Raw genomic sequence first — 24390 nt, 5'->3', positions numbered from 1 at the left:
TGCACAACCTCCTTCAGGCCGCATAGCCGGACCGGCTGGCACTCGACCAGCTCTGCCCGTCACCGCTCAAAGAGCAATTACGGGACAGCCCTTAGCACACGTGATCGGCTTCGCGTGGACCGGCCAGCCCATGGGTGAGGACAACATCTGGCTCGCCGGACGCCGGCAGGAACAGGACGCCCTGGGCCGCATCATCCTCAAACTCGAAGCCACCCGGCTCGCCGACGAACCCCAGGCCATCCGCGGGGCCGGCGTCGGCGCCCGCACCGACCCCATCACCCGCAGCCAGGAACGGAGCTGACCCTATGCGCGGCAACCCCGATAACCTCCGGCAGGCCGCCGCCCGCAAGAGCGCCGCCGCCCAGGCCCGAGCCGAACAGGGCCTGCGCGAGATGATCCGTGACCGGCAGCCCATCACCTTCCGGGGCCTGGCCCAGACGGCCGACGTCTCACTCGACTTCCTCTACCGGTGCACCGAGATCCGCCAGCGCGTCGAACAGCTCCGTGCCCAGCAGCAGAACAACCCGCCCCGCCCGGCCGCGCAGCCACCCGACGACTCTCCCAGCAGCGTCGTCCGCACCCTCACCGCCCAGTTGGCCGACCTCAAGCAGCGGCACCGCGACGAAGTCCACGCCCTGCGGCAAGCCCTCGAAACCGCGCAGAGCGAGAACCTTGAACTGCGACGCCGTCTCGGCGCCCGGCCGACTGCAGGTCCCGAGACCGCCTGATGTCCGATCTCATAGGGGGTCTGGCCTCAGCGGGGCGTCGGAGCCGCGGTGCTCAGGGCCCGCTCGATCTCGGAGGCCGGAAACGGCGTCCGCTTGCTCTCCGCGAGAAGACGGCTGTGAAACGCGTCCAGGACGACGGCAGTCCGAGCGTGTCGTTCGATGATCGCGGCGACCTCCGGCGTGACGCCATCGGGCTTTCGGCCCGCGATCCATTCATGGAGGAACGCCTCGTGGTCCGTGTCGACGCGTATACCGTCGGGCAAGTGGTGGCGGAGCAGGTGGCTCGGGGCGTAGCAGCGGTCGTAGGCGAGATGCTGGGAGAGGAACTCGACCTCAGTTGCTGCAAGTTGGAAGCTGGAGCTCAGGGCGAGCCCGAAGTCCGCGAAGTAGAGCAGTCGTCCGTCGGTCAGGATGTTGCGGAAGTGGGCGTCGAAGTGGACGAGCCCGTGAGAGCTCATGAAGGCGGTCCCGCGTGCCAGAGCTTTCTCCACCCATGGGTAGGGCGAGCCGTCCCCGCTCTGCGGGCCGGCTTCTCGCTGGTCGGCCAGCCACGTGGCGAGCGTCTGTGGCACGTGTTCCAGGAAGAGAACCAGGCTGCAGGAGGACCGGCCGATGGCCTCCAGCCGCTCGCGCACGGCCGGTGAGTCCTCCCAGTGCGCGACCGCTCCGTCGATGCCCCCGAACTCGTCGGCGAACCCCTCGGGAGGGGAGTCGGGCAGGACCCGCCAGTGGTACATCAGCGGAAAGCCCTCGTACTCGTTTTCGAGGACCCAATTGGTGGTCATGGTGTGCACGGCCAGCTCGCGCCAGGCTCCGAACCCGGCCGACCCCACTCCGTACTGGTAGAACATCGGCAGCCCGAAGAGATTCGCCGTCGACCGCACGTTCTCCGGCCGCAACTCGATGTCCGTCAAGGGGACCCGCTTGACGAAGACCCGCGTCCCGTCGATGTCCAGCTCCGCCGACCTGCCTCCGATGCCGGACCCGAGCGGTGCGACGGCGGCCACGACCTCGCCGAGCCGGTGGTCGCTCAGAAGGGACAGGTGTGTGGCGATGGTCCCGTAAGTGGCGAGGCGCGCGGCATAGCACGGGTCTGGGTGGTGCATCGACGGCTCCTCAGTACCCCGAACCAGGGCGTCGGTGATCTCACGAACGTGATCGACCCTATCGGCCGAGACGGCCCCTGCATGCCCTCAAAGCCGTCCGGAGGGAGAACTCCGACGCCGCATCGACCCCTGGCGCACCGGCTGCCACGAGACGTCCTGGGGTCGATCTCTTACGGACGCGACCGCAAGCGTTCTACCTGCACGAACACCAGCCGCTCACCCGTTTGCCCCGGATACGCTCTGGACGACCAGGTACATCGACGCCGCCGTCGCCCAGCTCCGCGCCGAGGGCCACGACATCAAGGACGAGGACGTGGCCCGGCTCTCCCCGCTCAAGCACAAGAATCTGAACGTCCTGGGCCGTTACAACTTCACCGCCTCCACCCCGGCCGCCGGCGCCCTGCGCCCGCTGCGCGACCCGGACGCACCCGGGCTGGACGAGGACGACGACGGCGTGCAGGACTGACGCGGCGGTGCGCCGGCCTTCCTTTCAGCGACCGGCGGCGGCCGGGGCTGCCGCGCAGACCCGGGGGTCGTGCAGGCCCAGGCGCAGGTGACCGCAGCCGTCTGGACGGCTGCCGGATGTGTCGATGCGGATCATCGGCTCCGGTCGCGGTGGGCGGCGACGCGGACGCGGGTTCCGCAGCGGGTCGAGCAGTAGCGCTGCGGGGTGCGGCGGCCCGTGTCGATGAAGTAGCGGCCGCATCCAGGGGCGGCGCAGCGGCCCCATGCGCAGTAGCCGCGTTCGCTGAGCCAGAGGGCCAGGGCGAGGGCGGCGGTGGACAGCAGCCAGCGGGCTGGCTGTGCGTCGTGGGGGGCCGTGGCGCGGAGGGACCACCGGCGTTCGGGAACGCGCTCCAGGCGGGGTCGGGCGGGGTACTGGTCGAGCAGGGCGTTGATCGCTTCGGCGGCGCCGTCCTCGTCGTCGAGGTCCAGGATTCCGGCGATGGCCGCCGCGGCCTCCCGCATCTCCCCTGCGGTGGTCTCCGTCAGCCGCAGCGGCGGGCCCCCGTGCGCCTCCACGACGGCCTCCAGCCCCGCCGGCGTGGCGCCGGTCCCGTCCTGCACGGCGTTGACCAGGTCGGCCAGGAGGTACAGGCCGCGCGGATTGTCATCGGTGAACCGCTGGTCCATGGCTCGCTCCCCGTGTCACTTGACAGCACCACTCCATCATCACCCCTCCATGGTAACGTCTACATTTAGATTAGTCGTTACTGAGGTGGTCATACCCACTCGAAGGAGCCCCCATGACCGAATCGCACACGCCCGTACTGGTCGTCGGGGGCGGACCCGTCGGGCTGGCCCTGTCCTGCTTGCTCTCGGATCAGGGCGTGGACCACGTGCTGATCGAGTCCCACCCCGGCACCTCCCGCCACCCCAAGGCCCGGGGCGTCTCGGCCCGGTCCATGGAGATCTTCCGGCGGCTCGGGCTGGAGAAGGAGGTCCGCGCGGCGGGGCTGCCGGCCGAGCAGGTCCACTTCTACCGAGGCCGCGACCTGGTCGATCCCGACTACACCCGCAACGGTCTCGCCCAGGAGCCCGGAGAGGGCCCCGAGCACACGCCGTCGCCCGGCCTCATCTGCTCCCAGGACGCCCTGGAGCCGCTCCTGCTGCGCCGCGCCACGGAACTGGCAGGCTCCCGTATTCGGTTCGCCGCCCGTCTGGTCTCCTTCGAGGACGACGGCCTCGGCGTACGGGCCGTCGTCGAAGACCGGGCCACGGGCCGTCTGGACCACCTGCGGGCGGATTGGCTCGTCGGCTGCGACGGCGCCGCGAGCACCGTCCGCACCGGAGCCGGGATCGCGATGGAGGGCCCCGTAGGCCTGGGGCGCTATCTCAGCGTCCGTTTCGAAGCGCCCCTGGGAGAGGTCGTCGCCGACCGCGCCAGCGCCTCGTACTTCCTCACCGTCCCCGGCCGGGGCGGGTTCATGGCCGTCGACAACGACCGCCACTGGATCTACCAGTACCCCCTGGGACCCGACGCCGAGACGGACCCGACGGACAACGAGCTCCTGGCCGACCTCGTCCGCACGGCCGCGGGCATCCCTGACCTGGACGTGACCGTCCACGACACGATGACCTGGCGCATGGACGCGCAGCTCGCCGCCTCCTACCGCCACTCCCGCGTCCTGCTGGCAGGCGACGCCGCCCACGTCGTCCCGCCGACCGGCGGCCACGGCATGAACACCGGCATCGGTGACGCCGACAACCTCGCCTGGAAACTCGCCGCCGTCACCGCCGGATACGCCGGCGAAGCCCTCATAGACACCTACGAGGCCGAGCGGCGCCCCCTCGCCCGCCAGGTCATCGACATCTCCACGGCCAACGCCACCAACCGCGCCGGCTACCGCATCGACGACGAACTCCTCCTGACCGCCACCTACCGCTCCGCCGCCGTCATCCCCGACCCGGAGCACACCGGCGAACACGGGGTTCTGGACCCGTCCGGGTACACGCCCGGCTGCCGGCCCGGAGAACGCGTACCCCACGCACGCCTCACCCCGGGGCCCGCAGGCGTCACCTCCACCCTCGACCTCGTCGGCCCGGGCCTCACCCTGCTCACAGCCGACGAAGACCCCCGGTGGCAGGCGCAGGCCGAAGCCGTACGGCAAGCCGGGGTCCCCCTCGCCCTCCAGGCCGTACGCACCGCCGGCCAGCAGGAAGCCGACCCCGGTCAGTGGGCACACCTCCTCGGCGCCGACCACGCGGACACCGCGCTCCTGGTACGCCCCGACGGACACATCGCCTGGCGCGGCACCATCCCAGCAAACCCGACAACCCTTCCGGCCCTCGTACAGCGCGTACTCGCGGACCGGTGACTCCCGCCGGAACGGCTCAGTCGACTGATCTGTCGGCAAACGATCGGATGACGACAGGCCCGGCAGGCGTCCAATGAACCCGTGCAATCCGGGGGTTCACTGTGGCTCGAATCCAATCGGATCCGATGGTGATTGCTGACAGGGTTTGACGACAGATAGGGTCCATTCCTCCGCATGGAAGGGGCCTCTCGATGGCGAACCTGGTCTACAAGCGGGTCTCGACCGACCAGCAGTCGACCGCCCGGCAGGACCTCGTCCTGGACGAGGCCGGCATCGAGGACCCGGTCGTCTTCGAGGAGGCCCCGGGCACCTCCAGCCGCCTCCACCCCCTCCAGCGACCGAAGTTCCGCGAACTGCTCACCTACGCGCGGCCGGGCGACACCGTGCACATCTCCGAGATGTTCCGCCTGGTGCGTGGCACCGGGCACATCCTCGACGTGCTCGACATCCTGCACCGCGATCGTCTCGCTCTGCGCATCCACGACGGCGCGTTCTCCGCGATGGACCTCACAGCCCGCCACCCACGCACCGGAGAGCTGCTGTCCACGGTGAAGTTCATGGTCCAGACCCTCGCGGCCGCCGGCGAACTCCAGCGCGACCTGCAACGGGAGCTGACGTACGACGGACTACGGGCCGCCGAAGCGAAGGGCAACAAGGGCGGCCGGCGGCCAGCCGTCACGGCCGGGAAGACCGACGAGGTGCGTGCCGCGTACCTGGAGGGCCGGTCCATCGCTGCTCTCGCCCGCGAGCACCATGTCAGCCGCGGCGCCATCCGCACCGCCGTCGCGGACCTCCTACCCGAGTATGCGGCCGACGCCCCGGGAGCCCCAGCCCCAGAACTGCCGGTCGTTCTCGACATGCCGGGCAAGGTCGCCGACTTCCTCCGCACCGCCGAGCTGGCGCCCGCCGAGCGCGCCGCACTAGGGCGTGACCGTACGGCGAGGCCAGGGTTATACCTTGCGCGTCACCGCCGTCCCCGCGATCCACCGGCGGCTCCTGGACCTCTGCCAGCCCCTCGACGCCACTGCGGCTGTCCCCGCCCAGCGCAAGGCCCGCCGTGAGTACGCGAACCGCGTCAGCACCCACGAAGCCCCGGCCTGACCAGGATCAGCGGCTTAGCGCTAATGGCTGTACCGATGGTCCCCAAGGCCGGAGCACCCGCCGGACGGCGTCGCGGAGCCAGCGGTGGGCCCCGTCGGCCGTGTGCCGGGGGTGCCAGGCCATGCCGATGGTCAGTGGCGGCAGTGCCAGGGGGATGTCGAGGAGGTGCAGTCCGAGGGCGCCGGCGTCGTGGGTGAGGGGTGAGGGGGCGGCGCCGGGGAGTGCGGCGGGTACCAGGCAGACGAGGTCGCTGCGGGTGGCGAGGGTCATCGCGGCCAGGTGGCTGGGCAGGACGACGCTGACCCGACGGTGGAGGTCCTGCTCGGCCAGCGCGGTGTCGAGGGGGCCGGTGAACCGGCCGCGGCGGCTGACCGCGATGTGGTGGGCGGCAGCGAGCCGGGCCGGGGTCAGCGGCCCTTCGGTGAGCGGATGGCCGGCCCGGACGGCCGCGACCATGCGGAGGCTGACCAGTTCCTCGACCCGGGTTTCGGGGTCCACGTGGTCGATGGATCCGACCTCCAGGTCGATCCGGCCGTCGCGCAGGGCGGGCCCGGCCTCCAGTTCTTCGGCCCCGATCCGGAACGAGACCCCCGGCGCCTCCTGCTGGGCCAGTTGCAGCAGACCGTGGGCCAGTGCCGCGCCGACCAGGTCGGCGGCCTGGAGGGTGAAGGTGTTGCGGAGGCCGGCGGGGTCGACGCTCGTGCCGGGGCTGAGCAGCGCTCCGAGGCTGCGCACCACGGTGGCGGCCTCCTCGCGCAGGGCCTCGGCGCGCGGGGTGGGAACCATGGCCTGCCCGGCCCGGACCAGGAGGGGGTCCTGGAGGATGCGGCGCAGCCGGGCCAGGGTGCGGCTCATGGCGGCGGGTGAGGTGTGCAGTCGTGCGGCGGCGCGGGTCACGCTGTGCTCGGTCAGCAGAGCATCCAGGGCGATGGCGAGATTGGCGTCGATGACCGGATCGGGGCTGCTCACCAGCATTATTCCATTTCAGTCAATGATTCCGTGCTGAAGTTCCCATTGTGGCAGCACGGCGGATCTCAGCAGGATGAGGGCATACCGAAACCAGCACGAGCCACGAGGTTTTCATGATCGTCATCACTGGTCCCACCGGGAACATCGGCCGTCACCTGCTCTCCCAGCTCCTGGAGTCCGCCCCCGCCGCGGGCGAGGAACTGCGCGTCATCGTGCGCGATCCCGCCCGGCTCCCGGACGCGGCGCACGGACGCGTCGACGTGGTCACCGGCTCCCACGCGGACGCCGAGGTCCTCGACCGGGCCTTCGAGGGCGCAAACGCGGTCTTCTGGCTCGTCCCCCCGGACTCCTCCCTGACCCCATACGACGCCTACAGCGGCTTCACCCGCGCCGCCGTCGAGGCGCTCGTCGCCCACGGCGTCGGCCACGTCGTCGGCGTCTCCGCGCTCGGCCGCGGCACCCCGCTCGCCGACCGGGCCGGCCTCGTCACCGCCTCCCTCGCGATGGACGACCTCATCGCCGGCACCGGCGTCGCCTACCGGGCCCTGGCCAACCCGTCCTTCTTCGAGAACCTCCTGGAGGAGGCCGACTCGATCCGCGAGAAGGGTGTCTTCACCGACTCCGTCGACGCCGACCGCAAGGCCCCCTTCGTCGCCGTCGCCGACATCGCGGCCGCGGCCGCCGACCTGCTGCTGGACCGCTCGTGGACCGGCACCGGCAGCGTCCCGGTCCTCGGGCCGCAGGACCTGTCCCCGAACGACCTGGCCCGCGTCATGACCGAGCAGTTCGGCCGCCCCGTCCGCTACGAACGCCAGTCGCTCGACGAGCTGTACACCACCCTCGTCGGCTACGGCCTCAACGAGGCGTTCGCCCAGGGCGTGGTCGACATGAAGCGGGCCAAGGACGAGGGCCTCGACGCCGGCGTCGCCCGCACCCCGGACACCGCCTCCCCCACCGGCTTCGAGCAGTGGTGCGCCCGGACCCTCAAGCCCGCCGTCCTCTCCTGAAGCCCAGCACCCCGTGCCGGGCGCACCACGGAGCCTGGAGACCCCTACCACCTGCCGCTTGGGAGGCACCCCGATGTCCGCTGAAAAGTCCGAACCGCCGGTCACGGCGTTCATGCTGGTCAAGACCACGCCCGAATGGCTCGCCTTGACCGTCCAGGAACGCGTGGACGCCTTCACCACCCAGGTCCTGCCGGCCATCAAGGCCAAGACCACCGGCGTCCGGTCGCGCTTCTACGACACGGAGTTCTACTCCGCTCGCGTCACCGATGTCTGGGTGTGGGAGGCCGACGACCACCACGCTTACCAGATCCTCGTCGATGCACTGCGCGAAACCCCCTTCTGGGACCGCTACTTCGAGGTCGTCGACCTCCTCGTCGGCGCCGAGAACGGCTACGCCCGGACCTACGGCCTCGAACCCGTCGCCACCATCGCCACCTGACACACCGCCCGCCCGCGCAAGAGCGCCGGAACGCAAGAGCACCGATGCCCTCTGGCCGCACCCGGTCGGAGGGCATCGGCCCGGAAGGACCAGAGGTACCGGCTGTTCGGAGAGCTGAGACGGCCCTACGGCTTGAGAAGTGCTGGGTCATTGATCAGCTGCGTGGCGTGATGTACGGGTGGTGACCTTCGCGGTCGAGGTGTCCGCGAGGATCGCCGCCATGCGTGCCTGTTCGTGCACGCCTTCTGATGATTCGTCTTTGACGGATGCTCAGTGGGCGAAATGAACCCCTCTATCCTGCTTCGTGCGAACCCGGCTCGACGATGCCGTGCCGGCGGTGTTTCCGTACGGACCCGGTCGTTCGCCGGGACGATGGCCCTTCACCCGGCCGAGGACGCCGGGGCTGCCTTCCCCGCCTGGCCGGCCTCCTGGTCCTTGCGCCTGACGGCCTCGGCGTCCGGTGTGGGGGTCAGGGACACCTTGGTGTCCACGAAAACGACCTCGCTGTCGATGCGGTCGCCCGGCTTCAGTTTCTTGGCCAGCTGTTCCTGGAGTCCGACGGGCAGGCCGTGGTGCAGGCCCTGCGGGAAGGGCGGTGCACCTGCCGGGCCTGGCCGGCGCGGCCCGGGCTCCCCGGCTGTCGCGCACCCGGTCGCTCGCGTCCGGCGGATTGCCGCTCGCCGGCGTCCGCCGGTACCCGAGGGCCCGGGGCGCGCCTCGGCTTCACCGCAGGGCGCGGAAGAACGTCCTGATGTCGCCGGTCAGGGCGGCGGGTTCCTCCATGGCGGCGAAATGGCCGCCGCGTTCGAACTCGGTCCATTGCGTGATGGTGGCCGTGGGTTCGGCTTTGGACTTGCAGGCTGCTTCCGTGACGATCGTGGAGCGCTTGGTGCCGGACGAGTTGTGGGAGCTGTTCCAGTTGGTGGTACCGGCGGCGCCGACCCGCCCACAGGGCGGTGGTCGGGCGCCGCTGCGGCGACCGGGAGGTGCTGGTGGCGATCGTGTTCGTCGCGACGCCCGGGTGCACCTGGGCCCAGCTTCCGCCCTGCTTCGGCCCGTCCGGGCAGACCGCCCGCCGGCGATTCACCGAATGGAGCAGGGCCCGGGTGTGGGCCAAGCTCCACCGGGTCGTCCTGGACGAGCTGGGCGCGCGCGGCAAGTTGGACTGGTCGAGGTGCGCGGTCGACTCGGTGAACGGGACGGTCACCCGGGTCGAGCGGCTCACCGAACTGCCTGAGCACCCCTGATCCGGCGTGCGGCGGCTGGTGCGCGCAGCCTTGAGCTGCGGGTCGCACCGGTTGTCGCGAAGTCTTGACACTGCGTCACAGGCCGCGAACCCTGGTGCTGTATTCCAGGGACGCGAGGGACACGGCATGCCATGGGTTGACGAGAGCGGGCGCCACCAGGGTTTCCTGGTGGCGGTGTTGGCGGACGGCAGCGAGCCGGCGCCGTTGCCGGACGGGCGCACCACCTGGTGGCTCTACAACGGTGCGGATGGTCCTCGGGCCGTTGCGGTGCGCGGTGGTTGCGGCTGCGGCTGGCGGGGTGAGCGGGTGCATCTGTTGGACTTCGGTGACGACGCGGCGACCGAGGCGGTGGGCGAGGCCACCGGGCCGTTCGCGGACTGGGAGTGGCACGTCGACCTGGCTGAGGGTGTGGTGCCACGAGAGGTCGAGGAGCTGGTCGCGGCGCTGGTGGACCGGATCTGCGATCTGACGGAGAGTAGGCCGTACGCCGCTGCCCGTGCGGCCGCCCGGTTCGAGCGCGCCGCCGGGTCGACCGCCCTGCTGGCCGGCCGCAAGGCCCGCAGCAATCTGATGACCTGGGAGTACATCGGCCGCGCCTTCGGTTGCGGGCCGGAGGAGGCGCTGGAGCGGTTCGGTGAGACGCTGCACGACGTCGACCAGGGTGATGAGGGCGAGCTCTGAGGTTGTCAGTGCCCCTGGTGGGGTTGGGCCCGCGGGTAACTCGTCGGTGCGGCCGGCGGGTGGCAGGGTGGATCAGGCGCGAACCCTCAGGGTTTCCGCGAGGACGGCGAACGGCCTGGGGCGGCGGGCCGGTAGGTCCCTTGAGGCGGTCCGAGTGGTCCGTACGGTCGGCGCTTCGGGTCAGGCTGGCCGAGATCGGCTTTCTGGGTGAGAAGGTGGTGAACTCGGCCATATCGGTGGCCGGATATCGCCTTAAGGAGCGACTTGATCACGGGGCGTGACAAGATCGTGCCCCTGTCAGGTGGGCAGGTGTATGACGATGGTCGATGTCTGCTGCTCGTTGCCTGGCGTGGTGAGTCCTGGCCTGTTCCGTCGAGGGTCGGGTGCTTCGAAGTGGCGTCACTCGTGTCGGGACGAGGGGATTTCTCATGTCGATGTTCGTTGCGGATCTCTCACCGGCTTCCGGCATCGGGGGAGGGCCTTGTCCTGCGCCTGCATCCGATCGAACTCCCTGAGCTGTATGGGCTGTTGAGGCCCTGCGCGGGGCCGGTGTACGGCGAGCCGTCTCTTCGGCTCGGCTGACCACGGCCGTCGGAGGCCGTCGGAGGCCGTCGGAGGCCGACGTCGGCTGCCGGATCGCCGGGCTGGCGACAGCGCGTCACTGGACCCGCGAGGAGGCCGGTGAGCCGATCCTTCCCAGGTCACACAAGACCGGAGTAGCCGCACAAGCCGAGGAGGCTGGACAGTGGCCGAGCGTATGAAGCTGTTGCTCAAAGGACGCGGTGGCTATCCCTTCGCGGATGAGCTGGTCAACCGCAAACCGGGCGACCTCGACCAGGTGCAGCCGGTCGGGGGGATCAAGCTGGCACGCCATCACGTGATCCCTTTCGAAACGCTCATCAAATCATGGAACGCGGCCATCGAAAACGCGTACAACGTCAAGGGGTCCAGTCTCAGGGCGGGGCTGGAGGAGTTCGCCGACACGGTGGTCCGGAAATTTGAGACCCTGGACTACACGGACCAGGAGAAGCTCAATTTCCCTCGCATCAAGGAGTTCGTGGAGACGTTCAAAGACCCCGACTCCAGCTATGACCCTGACGGCATCACCCTGGATGGTCTGGATGACATCCACAACATCCTCACCTGGCTTCCGGGAAACCTGTTCGTCGGTCCGGACAATCAGAACCGAACCGACGATCCGGGCCCGAAAGTCGAAAGCGGCAGCGCACGGATCATCGGCCAGGAGGCGCTCACCAAGCGGACTGCGGCCTTCGCCAGTCTGGACCGGTTCAGCAAGAAGCCAAAGGGCGGGGGGATGGAAAAAGATGGCGTGCAGGGTTTCAAGGGCCTCATCGAGGCATTCACCCCGAACCGGGTATGGCCGCTGAAAGGCGCCGACTGGGAGCCGGACGGCGCCAAGTACCGCATCCGGCCCGTCGGATCCCTGTCCGGCACGGCGGCGGAGCCGCTGACCTGCGTACCGGTACTGGGCATGCCACAGGGGGTTGATTTCGTCATCATCGGCGGCACCCGGCTGGATCTGGACACCTGGTCCGATGAGAGCGGCTACCTGTTTCGCGGGGCGACTGCGGAAAACGTTCGGATGGCCGACCTCTTCGATTGGCTCGGTGAGAACTGGGGAGTGGCCGGTGAAATCCCGGAGGGCCTGCGGAGTTTCGACCTGCAGTACCTGACGATCGAGGTGCTGACGAGCCCTGGAGGCCGGGAGGAATGGGAGTTCACCGCAGCCACCGAGGTCCGCCTCGGTGACACGGTGATGGACCTGCTCGTCTGCTTCCGGCATTCGACCCCGGCCGCCGGCGGGGCCTCGACGTTCTCGCTGTCCGCGGACGCAGGCTTCACCGCCGCCGTCGAAGGCGCGGAGACCCGGCTGTGGTTCAGCGGCGCAATCGCCAAGACGGGCTCAGGGGCCTGGGAACTGAGCGCCTCCCTGGAGAACGACGGCCAAGCGCTGACGCTGGCTCACCTGGCCGCGGCCGTCGGAATCGATGTCCCGGCGGACCTGGAGCCTTTCGTTCCATCGCTCGGCTCGGCGTCGTTCGCCTACCGTCTTCCCGTGGGGACCGCCGCGGCGGGGTCGCTGGTGGTGTCGGCGGTCGTCGGCCGGGTGGGGGTGGTGGTGGCGTCGGTGCCCGAGGGCACCGGGCCGGCGGTCGCTCGGCTGGTGGCGGTCCGAGGGGTGGTGGGGGCCCGGGCGTCCGATCTGCCGCTGGTGGGGGAGAGCATCCCGGCGGATCGCGATGTGGTCGTGACAGGAGTGCAGTTCTGCTACGCGGATCGCGCCTGGCCCCTCGCCCAGGTCCGGGCGCTGAACGCCGCGGTCGCGGGCCTGCCCGGGGCCGCACAGGGGCTGCTGCCCGTGCTGCTGGACGAGGCGCTGCAGCGCGGCCTGCTCATCTGGGGGCTGCTGACGATGGGTGGCCGGGCGCTGGCGCCACTGGTCTGGCGGCCGAACAGCACTGGTGCCGCTGCCCTGTCGCAGGGTGGGAGCGGTGACTTGGTGTCGCTGGACACGTCCGAGGGCGCGGTCGTGCTGGGGCGTGAACGTGCCGCCGTTGCGGGGCAGCAGCGCAGCGATTCAGCCCAGGAGCTGGATCAGGTCTTCGGGCCGGTGCGGATCCGCCGGGTGAGCCTGGGCTACGCGAAGGGCCGGCTGTTCGTCGCCTTCGACGCCACTCTGACGCTCGGGCCGGTGGCGCTGGACATGATCGGCCTGGGCCTGGCGGTGGACCAGGACTTCACCGTCACTCCGGTGCTGGCCGGGGCCGGGGTGCGGATCGCAATTCCGCCGTTGAAGGTCACCGGCGTGCTGGAGGTGCGCCAGGATCCGGCGTACGAGGTGTACATCGCGGGCCTGGTGGCGGTGGAGGCCGGCTTCTTCGCGATGCAGGCGGCTGGCAGCTATGCCCGCAGCACGGGCGGCTGGGCGTCGGTGTTCCTGTTCGGCGAGGCGGCGGCCAAGGGTGGCGTCGCACTGTTCGGGCCGCCAGCCTTCACCGTCACCGGCCTGTCCGGGGGCTTCGGCGTCAACAGCTCGGTGCGGGTGCCGAGGATCGAGGAGCTGCCGGAGTTCCCGCTGATCGCCCGCCTGGACGGGCGCCCGGAGGCCACCCCGCAGGAGATCCTCAACGCGCTGACGGACTGGGTGCGTCCGGCGGACGGCCAGTACTGGGGCGCGATCGGCGTCCAGTTCACCACGTTCAAGTTCATCGACACCAAGGCGCTGGCCCTGGTGGAGTTCGGCCGCGAGCTGAACGTGATGCTGCTGGGCCGTACCTCGATCACCTTCCCGCGCAACGCGGCCCCGGGCAAGAAGGTGCATGCCCGCCTGGATCTGGACCTCAAGCTCGCCTACCAGCAGTCCCAGGGGCTGCTGTCGCTGGACGTGGCGGTCGGCGCGGGCTCGTTCATCTTCGACCCGGCCTGCCGGTTGACCGGTGGGATCGCGGTGTACGTGTGGACCGCCGGGTCCAGGGCCGGGGACTTCGTGCTCAGCGTGGGCGGCTACCACCCGCGGTTCAAGGTGCCCGCGCACTACCCCAGGCCCGCCCGGCTGGGCTTCACCTGGTCGCCGGACAGCAAGATCATGGTCAAGGCGGAGGGCTACACCGCGCTCACCCCCGGCGCGTTCATGATCGGCGGCCGGCTCGCCGCCACCTACACCTCAGGCCTGCTCTCAGCGTGGTTCACCGCCTACCTGGACGTGCTGATCCAGTGGAAGCCGTTCTACCTGGACATGGCGCTGGGGATCAGCATCGGCGTCGCGTTCACCATCAAGGTGTGGTTCGTCAAGGTCCGGGTCTCGATCTCGGTCGGCATCAACCTGGCGCTGTGGACGCCTCCGTTCGGCGGCCGGGTCACCGTCAAGGTCTGGTTCATCTCCTTCAGCTTCGACATCGGCTCCAAGCGCGAGCCGCTGCCCGCCGCCGAATGGTCCGAAGTGCGCGCGCAGTTGCCCGCGCCGCTGGCCATCACACCGGAGAAGGGCCTGCTGGCGGACGTGGACGCGGGCGAACTCGCCGCCCGCCGCGCCGTCGAGGCACCCCTGCTGGTCTCCCGCGACGGGTTCGTCTTCACCACGGAGTCCGCCCTGCCGGCCACCCACGTCTACCTCAACGACGATCTCGTGGGATCGGCGGACCCGGCCATCGCGATCCGGCCGATGCGCAAGACCGCGGTGACCTCCGAACACCGCGTCACCCTCTGGCGCAACAACGGGGACAAGCCGTTCGACCCGGTGAACTGGACCATCACCGTGCTGCGCAAGGACGCCGCCCGCGCCCTGTGGGGCGATCCGCTGAACAAGCCCGGCGACGCGTTGGACGAGGACACGCTGCTGCCCAGGCGGCTCAGCGGGCTGCGCTTCGAGATCCCGGGCCCGAAGCTCGAACCTGCCGCCGCGACCGGTCCGATCACCTCCCAGGCCCTGGGCACCGAGAAGGTCAACCCGGACAGCAAGCTGACCGGCCGGCCCGGCCAGAGCGCCGGACCCGCGCCGGTCTCCGGGTCGGGCAGCATCGACACCATCGCCCGCACGATCGCCGTCAAACAGCCCAGGCGCGACGCCGCCTACGCCGCGATGGCCCGCCTGGGGGTGGCGCCCGGCGCCAACGGCCCCCGGGCGAAGTATGCCGCGATCGCCGCCGACACCCTGGTCTCGTCGCCACTGCTCACCGCGGCCAACTGACCACCCATCACCGTTGGCCACCGTCTGAGGGGACCCTCGTGCCGACCCTGCCCGAGCTGGACATCACCTTCTACGACCACCTGCTGCCCGCCATCACCGCCGGCACCTACCGCGCGGATGTCCGCCACGTCCTCAAGGACGCCCACGGCGACATCGACGCGCCCGACAAACTCCCGGCCACCAGTGAGGAGTTCGAGGTCCGGGCGGTCCAGTTCGTGCTGGACCCCTCCTCCGTGCACGCCGTCTTCCCCGCCCCCGGCGCCTCCGGTGACCACGCCCTCGTACTGCCGCACATCACCCTCAACCGCTCGATCCTGCCGTGGGAGCGCGAACCGAAGTGGTCCCGGGTGGAGGCCCGCGCGCCGTGGCTGGCCCTGATGGTCTTCCGGGAGGGCGAACTGCCCGAGGACCCCGACGCCATGGGGCTCGCGGCCTCGCGCACGGTTGCCCAGCTCTGCCGACCGGCCGAATCCGGCGTCCTGGGACCGGCGATCAGCGGCCTGCCCACGGAGACGGAGGCGAGCACCTGCCGCACCATCGACGTGCCCGTCCCCCTGTTCCGACGGCTGATCCCCACCGAGGGCGAGCTGTCCTACCTCGCCCACGTCCGCCGGGTCGAACAGGCCAAGCGCCGCTTCGAGGGCGAAGTCCTCACCGAAGGCGACTACGCGGTGCTGACCGCCAACCGCTTCCCGCGCACCGGCGGCGCCTACACCGTCCACCTGGTCTCGCTGGAGGGCCACGACAAGCCGCTGGCCGGCACCATCCCCGGCGACAAGACCCACCTGCGCCTGTGCACCCTGTGGACCTGGTCGTTCACCAGCGACGAGAACGCGCGCTTCGACGCCGTCGGCCTGCTCAGGAACCTGGTCGCCCCCGGCAACAGCACCGACCCCGAGCGACTCACCCTGCGCCTGGAACCCCAGACCGCCGCCGGCTCCGACCCCGAGGACACTTACGTCACCGAGCGGTTGAAGCTCGGCTACGCGCCCGTCCCGCACCGCGTCCTGTCCGGCGAACTCGGCTACGCCTGGTACCGCGGCCCCTGCACCCCCGTCACCGCCCGGGAACTGCCGCCCACCCCCGGCGACCACACCACCGCCGACCACCTGCTCATCTACGAGGAGGAACACGGCCTCTTCGACGTCAGCTACGCCTCCGCGTGGACCCTGGGCCGCGCGATCGGCCTGGCCGACCCCGACTACGCCGCCGACGTCACCCGCGCCCGGCGCGAACTCGCCAACCAGGCCGCCGCCATGATGAAGCTGGCCGCCGACCCGGCCCGCTCCGCCCGCGCCGCCCAGGCCGGCGACCCGGTGCCGCAGCGCGGCCTGGACTGGCTGCGCACCCTCGCCGAAACCCCGCTCGCCGAGGCACTCGCCGCGCCCAACGTCGACCCACTCGACGTCCCGCGCCGCGCACCACGCATCGCACTCACCCGCGCCGAAGCCCGCGCCGCCCTGTCCACCACAGCCGCCCAGAGCGCGCTGCGCGCCACCGCCGACGCGCGCACCGCCTCCATGCCCAGCTGGCTGGACCGCCTGAGGCTGCTGCGCGGCGTGCCCTTCCACTACCTCGTCCCGCACCCCGACATGCTCCCCGACGAGTCCCTGCGGGTCTTCGCCATCGACCAGCAGTGGATCGACGCGCTCATCGACGGCGCCGCCGGCGTCGGCATCCACACCTCCATGGACCAGCGCCTCGACGACACCCTGCGCGCGGCCACCACCGCCCAGAGCCTCGGCGCCAGGCCCAAGGCCGGACTCCTGCTGCGCTCCCAACTCGTCCCCGCCTGGCCCGACATCATCCTCATCGCCCGCCGCGCCGGGGCCGAGCTGGCCGAACTGCGCCGCGCCCACCTCGCCCCCGACACCCTGCTCGTCCTCTTCGACGACATCCCGGACGCCCTGACGATCCGCGAACCCGGCCAGGGCATCCACTTCGGCATCGACGACGGCGGCCTGCTCGGCCTGCGCCAGCTCACCCCGAACACCACCCCGCCGCTCGGCGCCTCGCTGGGCCGCGACTTCCCCAGCGAGGGGACGGTCTTCGGCCGCTTCCTGCGCCCGGGGAGCGAGGACGTGCTGAACCTGCTCGGCAGCGGAGCCCTGGTGCCCGAGCTCGCCCGGGCCCTGGGCAAGCAGACGCTGCGCCCGAGCGAGTTCGCGGTCCAACTGGTCAACGCCCCGCTCGAACAACTGCTGCTGCCCCGGCCGTAAGGAGCCCCAGATGAGTGACCTGATCGTGCCGGTACGCGTGCGGACCCTCCAAGTCAACGACAAGGTCAGGGCCGGCGACCTGTTCACCCGCTGGTACCCGAACCTCGGCGGGATGGTCGAGGACAACGCCCCGGCCGAACCCGGCCCCGGGCAGAGCGACCAGGGGATCAGCGAAGGCGACGACGGACTGCACGTCCAGTGGGAACTGCCCGAGGCGCTCACCCGCGGCCACTACGACCCCGCCACCGGTGAGACCACCTTCCCGCTGGTGCCCAACCGCTGGCTCGTCGTGCGCTACCACCGCTCCCCGCTCGGCGTGCGCAAGGCCACCGGCTGGGTCGTGCACTCCGACTACCTGGAGGACAGCGACTACCAGGCCAGGCTCGGCTACGGCACCAGCCGCTTCGCCACCACCCGCAGCCCCGGTGGCGGTGAGACCGATCCGCACACCGACTGGATCGGCCGCCACCACAAGCTCGCCGACGGGCCGTGGACCGAACCCGAGGACGCACCCCGCGAGCTGTTCCTGACCGCGGTCGGCCCCGGCCTTCCGGCCTTCGCCGCCTTCGCGATCTACCACAAGGACGTCTTCCTCCTCCACGACACCCTCCAGGACATCAAGCACGAGGACGACCCCGACGAGGTCAACCTCTACCCGCCGGACACCGAACTCAGCTACCAGGTGATCGGCTGGTACTCCGACCCCGCCTCGGACATCCTCACCAAGGCAGCCGAGATCCCCGGACTGCTACCCGAGGGCGTCACCGGCGTACGCGAGATCCTCGCCGCCCTGGGCTGGTCCGCCCCCGCCGACGTGCCCGACCCGCAGCGCACCCTGTACGCCGGGCACAGCCTCGGCATCCCCTGGCGGCAGCTCAATTTCTACCCCCAGCCGGACGCCCGCCCACGGCCCCTGCACCAGACCGTCGCCATCGGCCACAGCACCGCCGACGCCGCAGCCGCGCTCGTGACCCGGCAGACCCGCTCGCCGCGCACCGGCGACCTCGTACGCGCACTGTTCGAGGGCACCATCGACACCTACGGCACCGTCGAGGGCGAAACCGACCTGGACGAGGCCACCCGCCGCGCCTGGTACTCCGGCAGCGACGGCGGCCACGCCTGGCAGATCGTCCCCCGCCCCAGCGACGAACCCGTCGACCTGCCGCCGGTGCCCGCCTGGCTGGACGAACTCAACGAAGCCCAGGCCCGGTACGACGCCCTCGCGCCCCTGCTGCGCGACGCCCAGCAACGCCTGTGGACGCTGTGGTGGCTGCGCAACCAGCCCGGCGAGCACCCGGACGGTTTCGATGCCGCTGCGGACACCCAGCTCAGCCCCGCCGTCGGCGGCAGTCTCGCCACGCAGGCCCAGACCCTCCTCACACAGACCGCCACTCTGCTGGCCGCCCTGCCGCACGGCCTCACCCCCGAGGCGCAGCAGGCCGCCATCGACGCCGAGGCCCACCGACGAGGCCTCCCCGAGACGCTGGAACTCAAGCGCATCGCCCGCGAGCCGTTCTACCGCCCCGCCGACCCCGTCGTCGTCATCGAAGGCACCGGTGCCGGCGAACCGCTCAGCCGCGACGAGGACGACCCGCTGCCCTGCCGCATCCCCAGCGGACTGCTGACCTCGATCGTCATCAACGACGCCACCGTCCCCGTGCCCACCACCCCGCTGGTGCCCGACCTGACGAACCTGCCGACCGCCTGCCGTGCGCTGCTCGCCGAATGCGACCTCCTCGACCAGGCCTACCGCACGACCTCGGGCACCAGCAACGCCCTGGAGGTCGCCCTCAAGGACCCCGCGGGCAAGCTGCGCGGCACCCTCGCCGAGTACACCGCACTCTGGCAGCAGCCCTGGGCCCCGATGTACCTCCAGTGGGAACTGCACTACTGCCCCATCCCGTACCACAGCGACAACCGCGACAACTGGACCTTCAAGACCACCGGCAAAGGCACCGACTACCACTGGGACGGCACCGGCGCCCAGCGCAGCGGCGAGGACTCCACCGGCGACGACCAGATGCGCTGGCTGACCTTCGCCGACCGCTGCTACCTCGCCCCCACCGTCTCCTACGTGCTGCGCCGCCAGATCGAGCGCTACCTCGACAGCTACCCGGAGTCGGAGACCGTCGGCCTGCGCGCCCTGCGAGAGGACTACGAGCAGCTCGACCTGCTCTCCCAAACCTTGGACGGCTTCAACGACTGGCTGCTGCAACAGGACGGCGCCGCGCGGATGTTGCCGTCGCCGGAGAACGGGTGGCGGTTCGGCGATCCGCAGTCCGTCCCCGCCGCCGGGGTCTTCGGCACGACCCCGCCGGACCGCTTCCAGCCCGTGCGGGCCGGCCAGTTCTACTTCCGCGACCTGCGGATCATCGACCGCTTCGGCCGCTCCTGCGACGCCACCAACCTCCAGCAGCAGAACTACCTGAAGCTCCCCACCGCCCACGCCGACAGCGTGAAACCCGACAAGCCGCTCTTCGAGGGCATCGCCACACCCGACCGGTTCTTCCAGCTGCCTCCCCGCCTGCTCCAGGACACCCGGATGCGCTTCGACGCGCTCCGCTCGCGTGACAACGCCCGCTACACCGCTCTTTCCCCTGACCCGGCCGCCGTCGGCGAGACCCCGGTGGCGGGCTGGCTGCTCCTCAACTACCTCGACGAGACCTTGCTGGTCTACGCACCCGACGGCGCACCGCTCGGCGAACTGCGCGTGGTCGGCGACGACACCCGCACCGCCTTCAACCCGCTGCCGCACGCTCCCTACGCCGGGCCGGCCGACTTCGCCGACGTCTTCCCGGACCTGGCCGGCCTGATCCTCGAACTGACCGGCCGCCGGCCACCCGCCGCCTTCCGGCACCTGATGGCCACCATCGACACCACCCTGGACACCATCACCGACCCCAGCGCCCAGGAGGACCGCACCCCGGCCCGCCTCGCCGGACGCCCCGTCGCCCTCATCCGCGCCGCACTCGGCATCGAACTCCAGGGCCCGCCGCTGACCAGCTCCGGCTGGGACGCCCTCAAGCCGCCGCCCGAGGACTACTACCCCAGCTACCAGTGGCCGATCAAGCTCGGCGACCCCGAGCGCCTCACCGACGGGCTGATCGGCTACTACGCCAGCACCACCGGCCCCGGCGGCGCCACCGACTACACCCGCCTCAACGCGGTCGCCCCCGCGCCCGGCACCAGCGATTACGTCCAGCCCATCGAATACGGCCACGACCTCGCGCTGCCCGCCCGCCCCGGCAGTGAACTGATCACCCATCGCCTCACGCTGCTCGCCGACCCGCACACGCCGGTGCACGCCACCACCGGCATCCTGCCCGTCGCCGCCCTCGGCCTGGACGCCGACCTCGTCCACCAAGCGCTCGCCCGCATCCGCGCGTCCTTCCGCCTCGACCCGCTGCTCGCCCCCACCCGCGCCGGCGAACAGGAAGCCGGCTCCCCGCTCGGCGCCGCCGACGGCTACCCGCTGGCCAACCTGCTGGACGGCGACCTCAGCACCTACTGGCTCAGCACCGAGCAGGCCGGCGCCGGCAGTTGGGTGATGGTCGACCTCGGCGAACAGCGCAACGTCGACCGCGTCGACCTCTACCCCGGCGACCTCACCGGCGGGCACACCACGCCGGCCGGCGTCCTGGAACACTCCGCCGACGCCGAAGCCTGGACCGTGCTTGCCGACTGCCCCGCCGCTGCCGAGATCCACCTCGACACCGCGCTCTCCACCCGCTACCTGCGGCTGCGGTTCACCGGCGCCATGGCCGCCCCGGTGGCAGTCCGCTCCTTCGTGGTCAGCACCGATGCGCCCGGCAGCGGCCTGGTCATGCCCCGTCCCGCCGCCTGGCACGGCGACTGGACCTGGGCCGAGCCCTACGCGACCGCAGGCCCGGTACCCGAGTGGGGTGAGCTGCCCATCCTCCAGGCCGACAGCGCCGCCCACCCCGACGACCCGATCCCCACCGCGCGGGCCGGCTACCTCCAGCTCCGCCCCGCCCCAGGTGCCTGACCCCCGGACAAGGAGGACCGCGTGACCATCTACACCAGCTCCACCGACGGACTGCTCAGCTATGCGCTCGCGACGAGTCCGACGGATCCGCTGAACGCGAGTACCGACAAGGACCCCGTCATCGGGCGGCTGAACATCACGGTCGGCCGGGACATGACGACGGCCGCGTACTGCCGGAAGATCGTTGTGAAGATCCCGGTCGGCGCGGGCGCCGCGCAGTTGACTGCCGTCAATACCGACGAGATCAAGCAGTCGGTCACCGGAGGCACCACGCCGGAGCAGGGCGGCGGCTGGACCGCGACCGCCGTCGCCGAGGGCAACCACCGGGTCTTCACCTTCACCCCGGGCCGGCCGCCGCAGTTCACCGGGCAATGGGCGCTCACCCTGGTCATCTCGCAGATCCCGATCAACAAGGTGGTCGGCAAGCCGGTCATCGAAGTCATCGAGGAAAGCTCGCCCACCAACGGTGACTTCACTCAGAAGACCACCACAATCATTGTGGACAAGGCCCCGCCCGGCTTCCTGTTCCGCAACCTGCGCCCGAGCAAGATCATGGTGGACAACGGCTGCCCCGTCACCCTCACCTGGGAAGTCCAGAACGCCCGCTGCACCATGTACTGGGACGACCAGCCCGGCGCGGACGTCAGCAAGGAACCCACGTGGACCTCGCCCGCACTGCACAACACCACCGCCTTCATGCTGCAGGCCGTCTCGGCCGAGGACGCCAGCTTCATCCACACCCTCACCACCGCCGTCACCGTGGACAAGCCGGATATCGAAATCGGAGACCTCACCGTCTACGGGAAGGCCAGGATCCTGCGTCGCCACCCTCCGGTCGCGATGGAGGACAGCAGTGACTGGCGGGCGACCACCGACGGCATCGTGACCGTGACCTTCAAGCGAACCGGCTCCAGCGCCAGGAACATCGAGCTGTGGATCCGAGCCGACGGCAGCGACTTTCACGAGCGGATCGCCACGTTCAGCGCAGATGTCGGCGCCGGGGATGAGGAGAAGACCCTCTCCGTGCCGTTGCACCAAGGAGAGTGCATGTACACCCGCCACTATTGGCGGGATATCGAGGCCACTCTGCACTGGTGCTCCTTCGGCGACGGTGAGCTGGAGTTCCTGGGAACCATCCCGCACTGAGTCCTGCGGGTACTTCCGCCGCCCCACCGCGCCAACTCCCTCCGCCGTAGGCGCCCGACTCCAGGACAAGGACGACAGCATGGCCATTCACGCCACCTCCGCCGACGCGCTGCTCAGCTACTCCCTCGCCACGAGTCCGACGGATCCGTTGAACGCGAGCACCGACAAGGACCCCGTCATCGGCCGGCTCGACATCACGGTCGGCCGGAACATGACGACGGCCGCGTACTGCCGGAAGATCATCGTCAAGATCCCGATCGGCGCGGGCGCTGCGCATCTGACCACGGTGAACACCAACGACATCAAGCAGTCGGTCACCGGTGGCTCCGATCCGGGGCACGGCAACGGCTGGACTGCCACGGCCGTCGCGGAAGGGGACAAGCGGGTGTTCACCTTCACCCCGGGCCGGGCGCCGGAGTTCACCGGGCAGTGGGCGGTCACCCTGGTCATCTCGCAGATCCCGATCAACAAGGTGGTCGGCAAGCCCGTGATCGAGGTCATCGAGGAGACCTCGCCGACCAGTAGCAACTTCACACCGAAGGAGCCGGTCCGGATCACGGTGGACAAGGCCCCGCCCGGCTTCCTGTTCCGCAACCTGCGTCCGAGCAAGATCATGGTCGAGAACGGCGAGAAGGTCACCCTCACCTGGGAGATCCAGAACGGCACCTGTGTCATGTACTGGGACGACAAGTCCGACCCGAACGTCAACTCCGAACCCAAGTGGACCTCGCCCGCGCTGCACAACACCACCGGCTTCATGCTCCAAGCCACCTCGGCCGAGGACGCCAGCTTCGTCCACACCCTCACCACCGCCGTCACCGTCGCCAAACCCGACCTCGACACCGGCCACCTCAACGTCTATGGCAATGCCACCGCCCATAACGGCCTGGTCGTACGCGGAGACCTAGTCGCCCGCGACATCCTCGTGGTCGAGGGGAAGACCTACACTCTCGACGAGCTGCAGGCGAAAGGGATCACTATTGGCACCGACCTAGGCAAGGGCCACCTCGACATCCACGGGAACGCCACCGCCCACGACGGACTCAGCATCAAGGGTGCCGCAAATATCATGGGCGGAGACCTGATCCATCGACTCACTGTCACGATGAAAGAGGCGAAGACCTTCAGGTTCAGCACGGATGGAATGATCTTCGGGAATGCCGATGGAGGCCACGCGCTGGAGTTCACTATTCAGCGTTCGAGTGGGAGCTGCACGCTGAATATCGCAAGGAGCAGCAATTTCTGCTTCCCGGTCCCTCGGGATGCTGCCGTCGTTGCGAAAACCGTACCTATGGGTGGAAGCGGGCCCTACCCCAGCACCACGTTCTTCTTCGTCCCCTTCGGATCCGGTGGCCCGATCTAGTCGGAGTGGACAGAGAAGGGAAGGCTTCTGGCACGTTCTGTCGCCGCCCATAATGCCTGGGCGCTGGGAGCTGCTGCCTGTCGCTACCTCGGCTCGGAACTCGCCTCGTATCCTGACGCCGGATTATGATTGGCCATCGATTCACCACTCCAGCGGACGTGGCTGAGTGCCGACTGGGAATTGCTGTCGGCTCCACACCTGGCCAGTCCTGGTGGATCTCGGAAGCACTGAGTTCACGCGTTCTTCGGCTGTCGAACTCGGGGAAGCCAGCCGACTCTGCGAATGGTGTGACTGATTTCCGGAAAGCCTCACTTGGCCCAGCCTCGCTGGGTAATCTGAGGGTGGTTCGGGCCGATCCCGGAGTACCGTGTTCGAAGGGTCGAAAGGGAGATCATGGCATCACTTGCAGCAGTTTCCGAGATGGTGGTCATCAAAACCGACGGGACTCAGACCACCCCCATGCGCCAGCCGCAAGCCGAGTCCTACCTGGTGAACGTCCTCAATGAAGCAGGAATGGGCAACAGGTTGGCGAACCTGAAGCAGTCCCTCAATCAGGCGTTCAACGGGCAGGGAAAGCCCACGGGGTCCTACCAGTTCCGCGGGAAGCCGGTTCTGCACGCGAGCTCGGGCAACGGGCAGCAGAGTGTCACCCTCTTCTTCTACGCGGACGGCAGCAAGCTGATGCTGTTCGCTATGGGGGAGCACGTGTCGAGCACGCAGTACAGGATCAGCATCTACGGGCAGCAAGGCGATCCTAATTTCGCGAAGGGCAAAGTCATCTCCATCTGATTCCGCGACCTGCGGCCGCGGTGGATAGAGGCGGCGGGCAGCTACCAAGAGTGACTGAAGGG

At 69.9% G+C, this 24390-nt stretch carries 16 protein-coding genes and 3 pseudogenes; 15 read left to right on the top strand and 4 right to left on the bottom strand.

Features of this window, described 5'->3' with window-relative positions:
• The first annotated feature begins 130 nt into the window (after nucleotides 1-130).
• Both ACFVHI_RS02250 and ACFVHI_RS02245 read left to right on the top strand, forming a co-directional pair.
• A complete protein-coding gene (locus ACFVHI_RS02250; RefSeq protein ID WP_159398680.1) occupies nucleotides 131-301 on the top strand; it encodes a hypothetical protein in 171 nt (56 codons plus the stop codon).
• Between the two features lie 4 nt (nucleotides 302-305).
• Nucleotides 306-728 carry a DUF6262 family protein gene (locus ACFVHI_RS02245; RefSeq protein ID WP_063352156.1) on the top strand — a complete coding sequence of 141 codons (423 nt, stop codon included), beginning with the start codon at nucleotides 306-308 and terminating at the stop codon, nucleotides 726-728.
• A gap of 26 nt (nucleotides 729-754) precedes the next feature.
• Here ACFVHI_RS02245 and ACFVHI_RS02240 read toward each other — a convergent pair whose 3' ends face one another.
• A complete protein-coding gene (locus ACFVHI_RS02240) occupies nucleotides 755-1834 on the bottom strand; it encodes a hypothetical protein (RefSeq protein WP_063352155.1) in 1080 nt (359 codons plus the stop codon).
• Nucleotides 1835-2072: 238 nt separating this feature from the next.
• On the opposite strand from ACFVHI_RS02240, the pseudogene ACFVHI_RS02235 reads away from it, so the two are divergent.
• Nucleotides 2073-2300: pseudogene (locus tag ACFVHI_RS02235) on the top strand (Tn3 family transposase); the annotation flags it as partial.
• A gap of 131 nt (nucleotides 2301-2431) precedes the next feature.
• Here the strand turns inward: ACFVHI_RS02235 and ACFVHI_RS02230 are convergent.
• Complete coding sequence (locus ACFVHI_RS02230; RefSeq protein ID WP_380334890.1) at nucleotides 2432-2968, bottom strand: CGNR zinc finger domain-containing protein; 537 nt, start codon at nucleotides 2966-2968, stop codon at nucleotides 2432-2434.
• A gap of 113 nt (nucleotides 2969-3081) precedes the next feature.
• Between ACFVHI_RS02230 and ACFVHI_RS02225 the strand changes: the two genes are divergently transcribed.
• The gene (locus ACFVHI_RS02225; protein WP_380334888.1) at nucleotides 3082-4653 is read left to right on the top strand and encodes an FAD-dependent monooxygenase; all 1572 of its coding nucleotides are present in this window, start codon (nucleotides 3082-3084) and stop codon (nucleotides 4651-4653) included.
• A gap of 191 nt (nucleotides 4654-4844) precedes the next feature.
• A complete protein-coding gene (locus ACFVHI_RS02220) occupies nucleotides 4845-5714 on the top strand; it encodes a recombinase family protein (protein WP_380334885.1) in 870 nt (289 codons plus the stop codon).
• Between the two features lie 46 nt (nucleotides 5715-5760).
• Here ACFVHI_RS02220 and ACFVHI_RS02215 read toward each other — a convergent pair whose 3' ends face one another.
• Nucleotides 5761-6729: a LysR family transcriptional regulator gene (locus ACFVHI_RS02215; protein ID WP_380334882.1), complete on the bottom strand. Its 969-nt coding sequence runs from the start codon at nucleotides 6727-6729 to the stop codon at nucleotides 5761-5763.
• Nucleotides 6730-6836: 107 nt separating this feature from the next.
• Between ACFVHI_RS02215 and ACFVHI_RS02210 the strand changes: the two genes are divergently transcribed.
• A complete protein-coding gene (locus tag ACFVHI_RS02210; RefSeq protein WP_380334879.1) occupies nucleotides 6837-7730 on the top strand; it encodes an NAD(P)H-binding protein in 894 nt (297 codons plus the stop codon).
• 73 nt (nucleotides 7731-7803) lie between these two features.
• Entirely contained in the window at nucleotides 7804-8169 is a 366-nt protein-coding gene (locus ACFVHI_RS02205; RefSeq protein ID WP_380334876.1) for a darcynin family protein, read from the top strand.
• A gap of 723 nt (nucleotides 8170-8892) precedes the next feature.
• On the opposite strand, the pseudogene ACFVHI_RS02200 reads toward ACFVHI_RS02205, so the two are convergent.
• Nucleotides 8893-9015 (bottom strand): annotated as a pseudogene (locus tag ACFVHI_RS02200) (epoxide hydrolase); the annotation flags it as partial.
• Here ACFVHI_RS02200 and ACFVHI_RS02195 point away from each other — a divergent pair.
• From ACFVHI_RS02195 to ACFVHI_RS02160, 8 genes and pseudogenes are all read left to right on the top strand, one after another.
• Nucleotides 8996-9365 (top strand): annotated as a pseudogene (locus tag ACFVHI_RS02195) (transposase); the annotation flags it as partial. The pseudogenes ACFVHI_RS02200 and ACFVHI_RS02195 overlap by 20 nt on opposite strands.
• Nucleotides 9366-9542: 177 nt before the next feature.
• Entirely contained in the window at nucleotides 9543-10097 is a 555-nt protein-coding gene (locus ACFVHI_RS02190; protein WP_380334874.1) for a hypothetical protein, read from the top strand.
• Nucleotides 10098-10842: 745 nt separating this feature from the next.
• Complete coding sequence (locus tag ACFVHI_RS02185; RefSeq protein ID WP_380334871.1) at nucleotides 10843-14805, top strand: DUF6603 domain-containing protein; 3963 nt, start codon at nucleotides 10843-10845, stop codon at nucleotides 14803-14805.
• Nucleotides 14806-14843: 38 nt separating this feature from the next.
• Nucleotides 14844-17024 carry a hypothetical protein gene (locus ACFVHI_RS02180; protein ID WP_380334868.1) on the top strand — a complete coding sequence of 727 codons (2181 nt, stop codon included), beginning with the start codon at nucleotides 14844-14846 and terminating at the stop codon, nucleotides 17022-17024.
• Nucleotides 17025-17034: 10 nt separating this feature from the next.
• On the top strand, nucleotides 17035-21030 hold the full coding sequence (locus tag ACFVHI_RS02175; protein WP_380334865.1) for a discoidin domain-containing protein: 3996 nt from the start codon (nucleotides 17035-17037) through the stop codon (nucleotides 21028-21030).
• A gap of 21 nt (nucleotides 21031-21051) precedes the next feature.
• Entirely contained in the window at nucleotides 21052-22176 is a 1125-nt protein-coding gene (locus tag ACFVHI_RS02170) for a hypothetical protein (RefSeq protein ID WP_380334862.1), read from the top strand.
• Nucleotides 22177-22255: 79 nt separating this feature from the next.
• Nucleotides 22256-23539, top strand: a complete 1284-nt coding sequence (locus ACFVHI_RS02165) for a hypothetical protein (protein WP_380334859.1) — start codon at nucleotides 22256-22258, stop codon at nucleotides 23537-23539.
• 393 nt (nucleotides 23540-23932) lie between these two features.
• Complete coding sequence (locus ACFVHI_RS02160) at nucleotides 23933-24328, top strand: hypothetical protein (RefSeq protein WP_380334856.1); 396 nt, start codon at nucleotides 23933-23935, stop codon at nucleotides 24326-24328.
• Nucleotides 24329-24390 lie beyond the last annotated feature (62 nt).

This window comes from Kitasatospora sp. NPDC127121 (genome assembly GCF_042677305.1).
Taxonomy (GTDB): Bacteria; Actinomycetota; Actinomycetes; order Streptomycetales; family Streptomycetaceae; genus Kitasatospora.
Note: the sequence above shows the minus strand (reverse complement) of the source record. Positions and strands in the feature narration are given on the sequence as shown.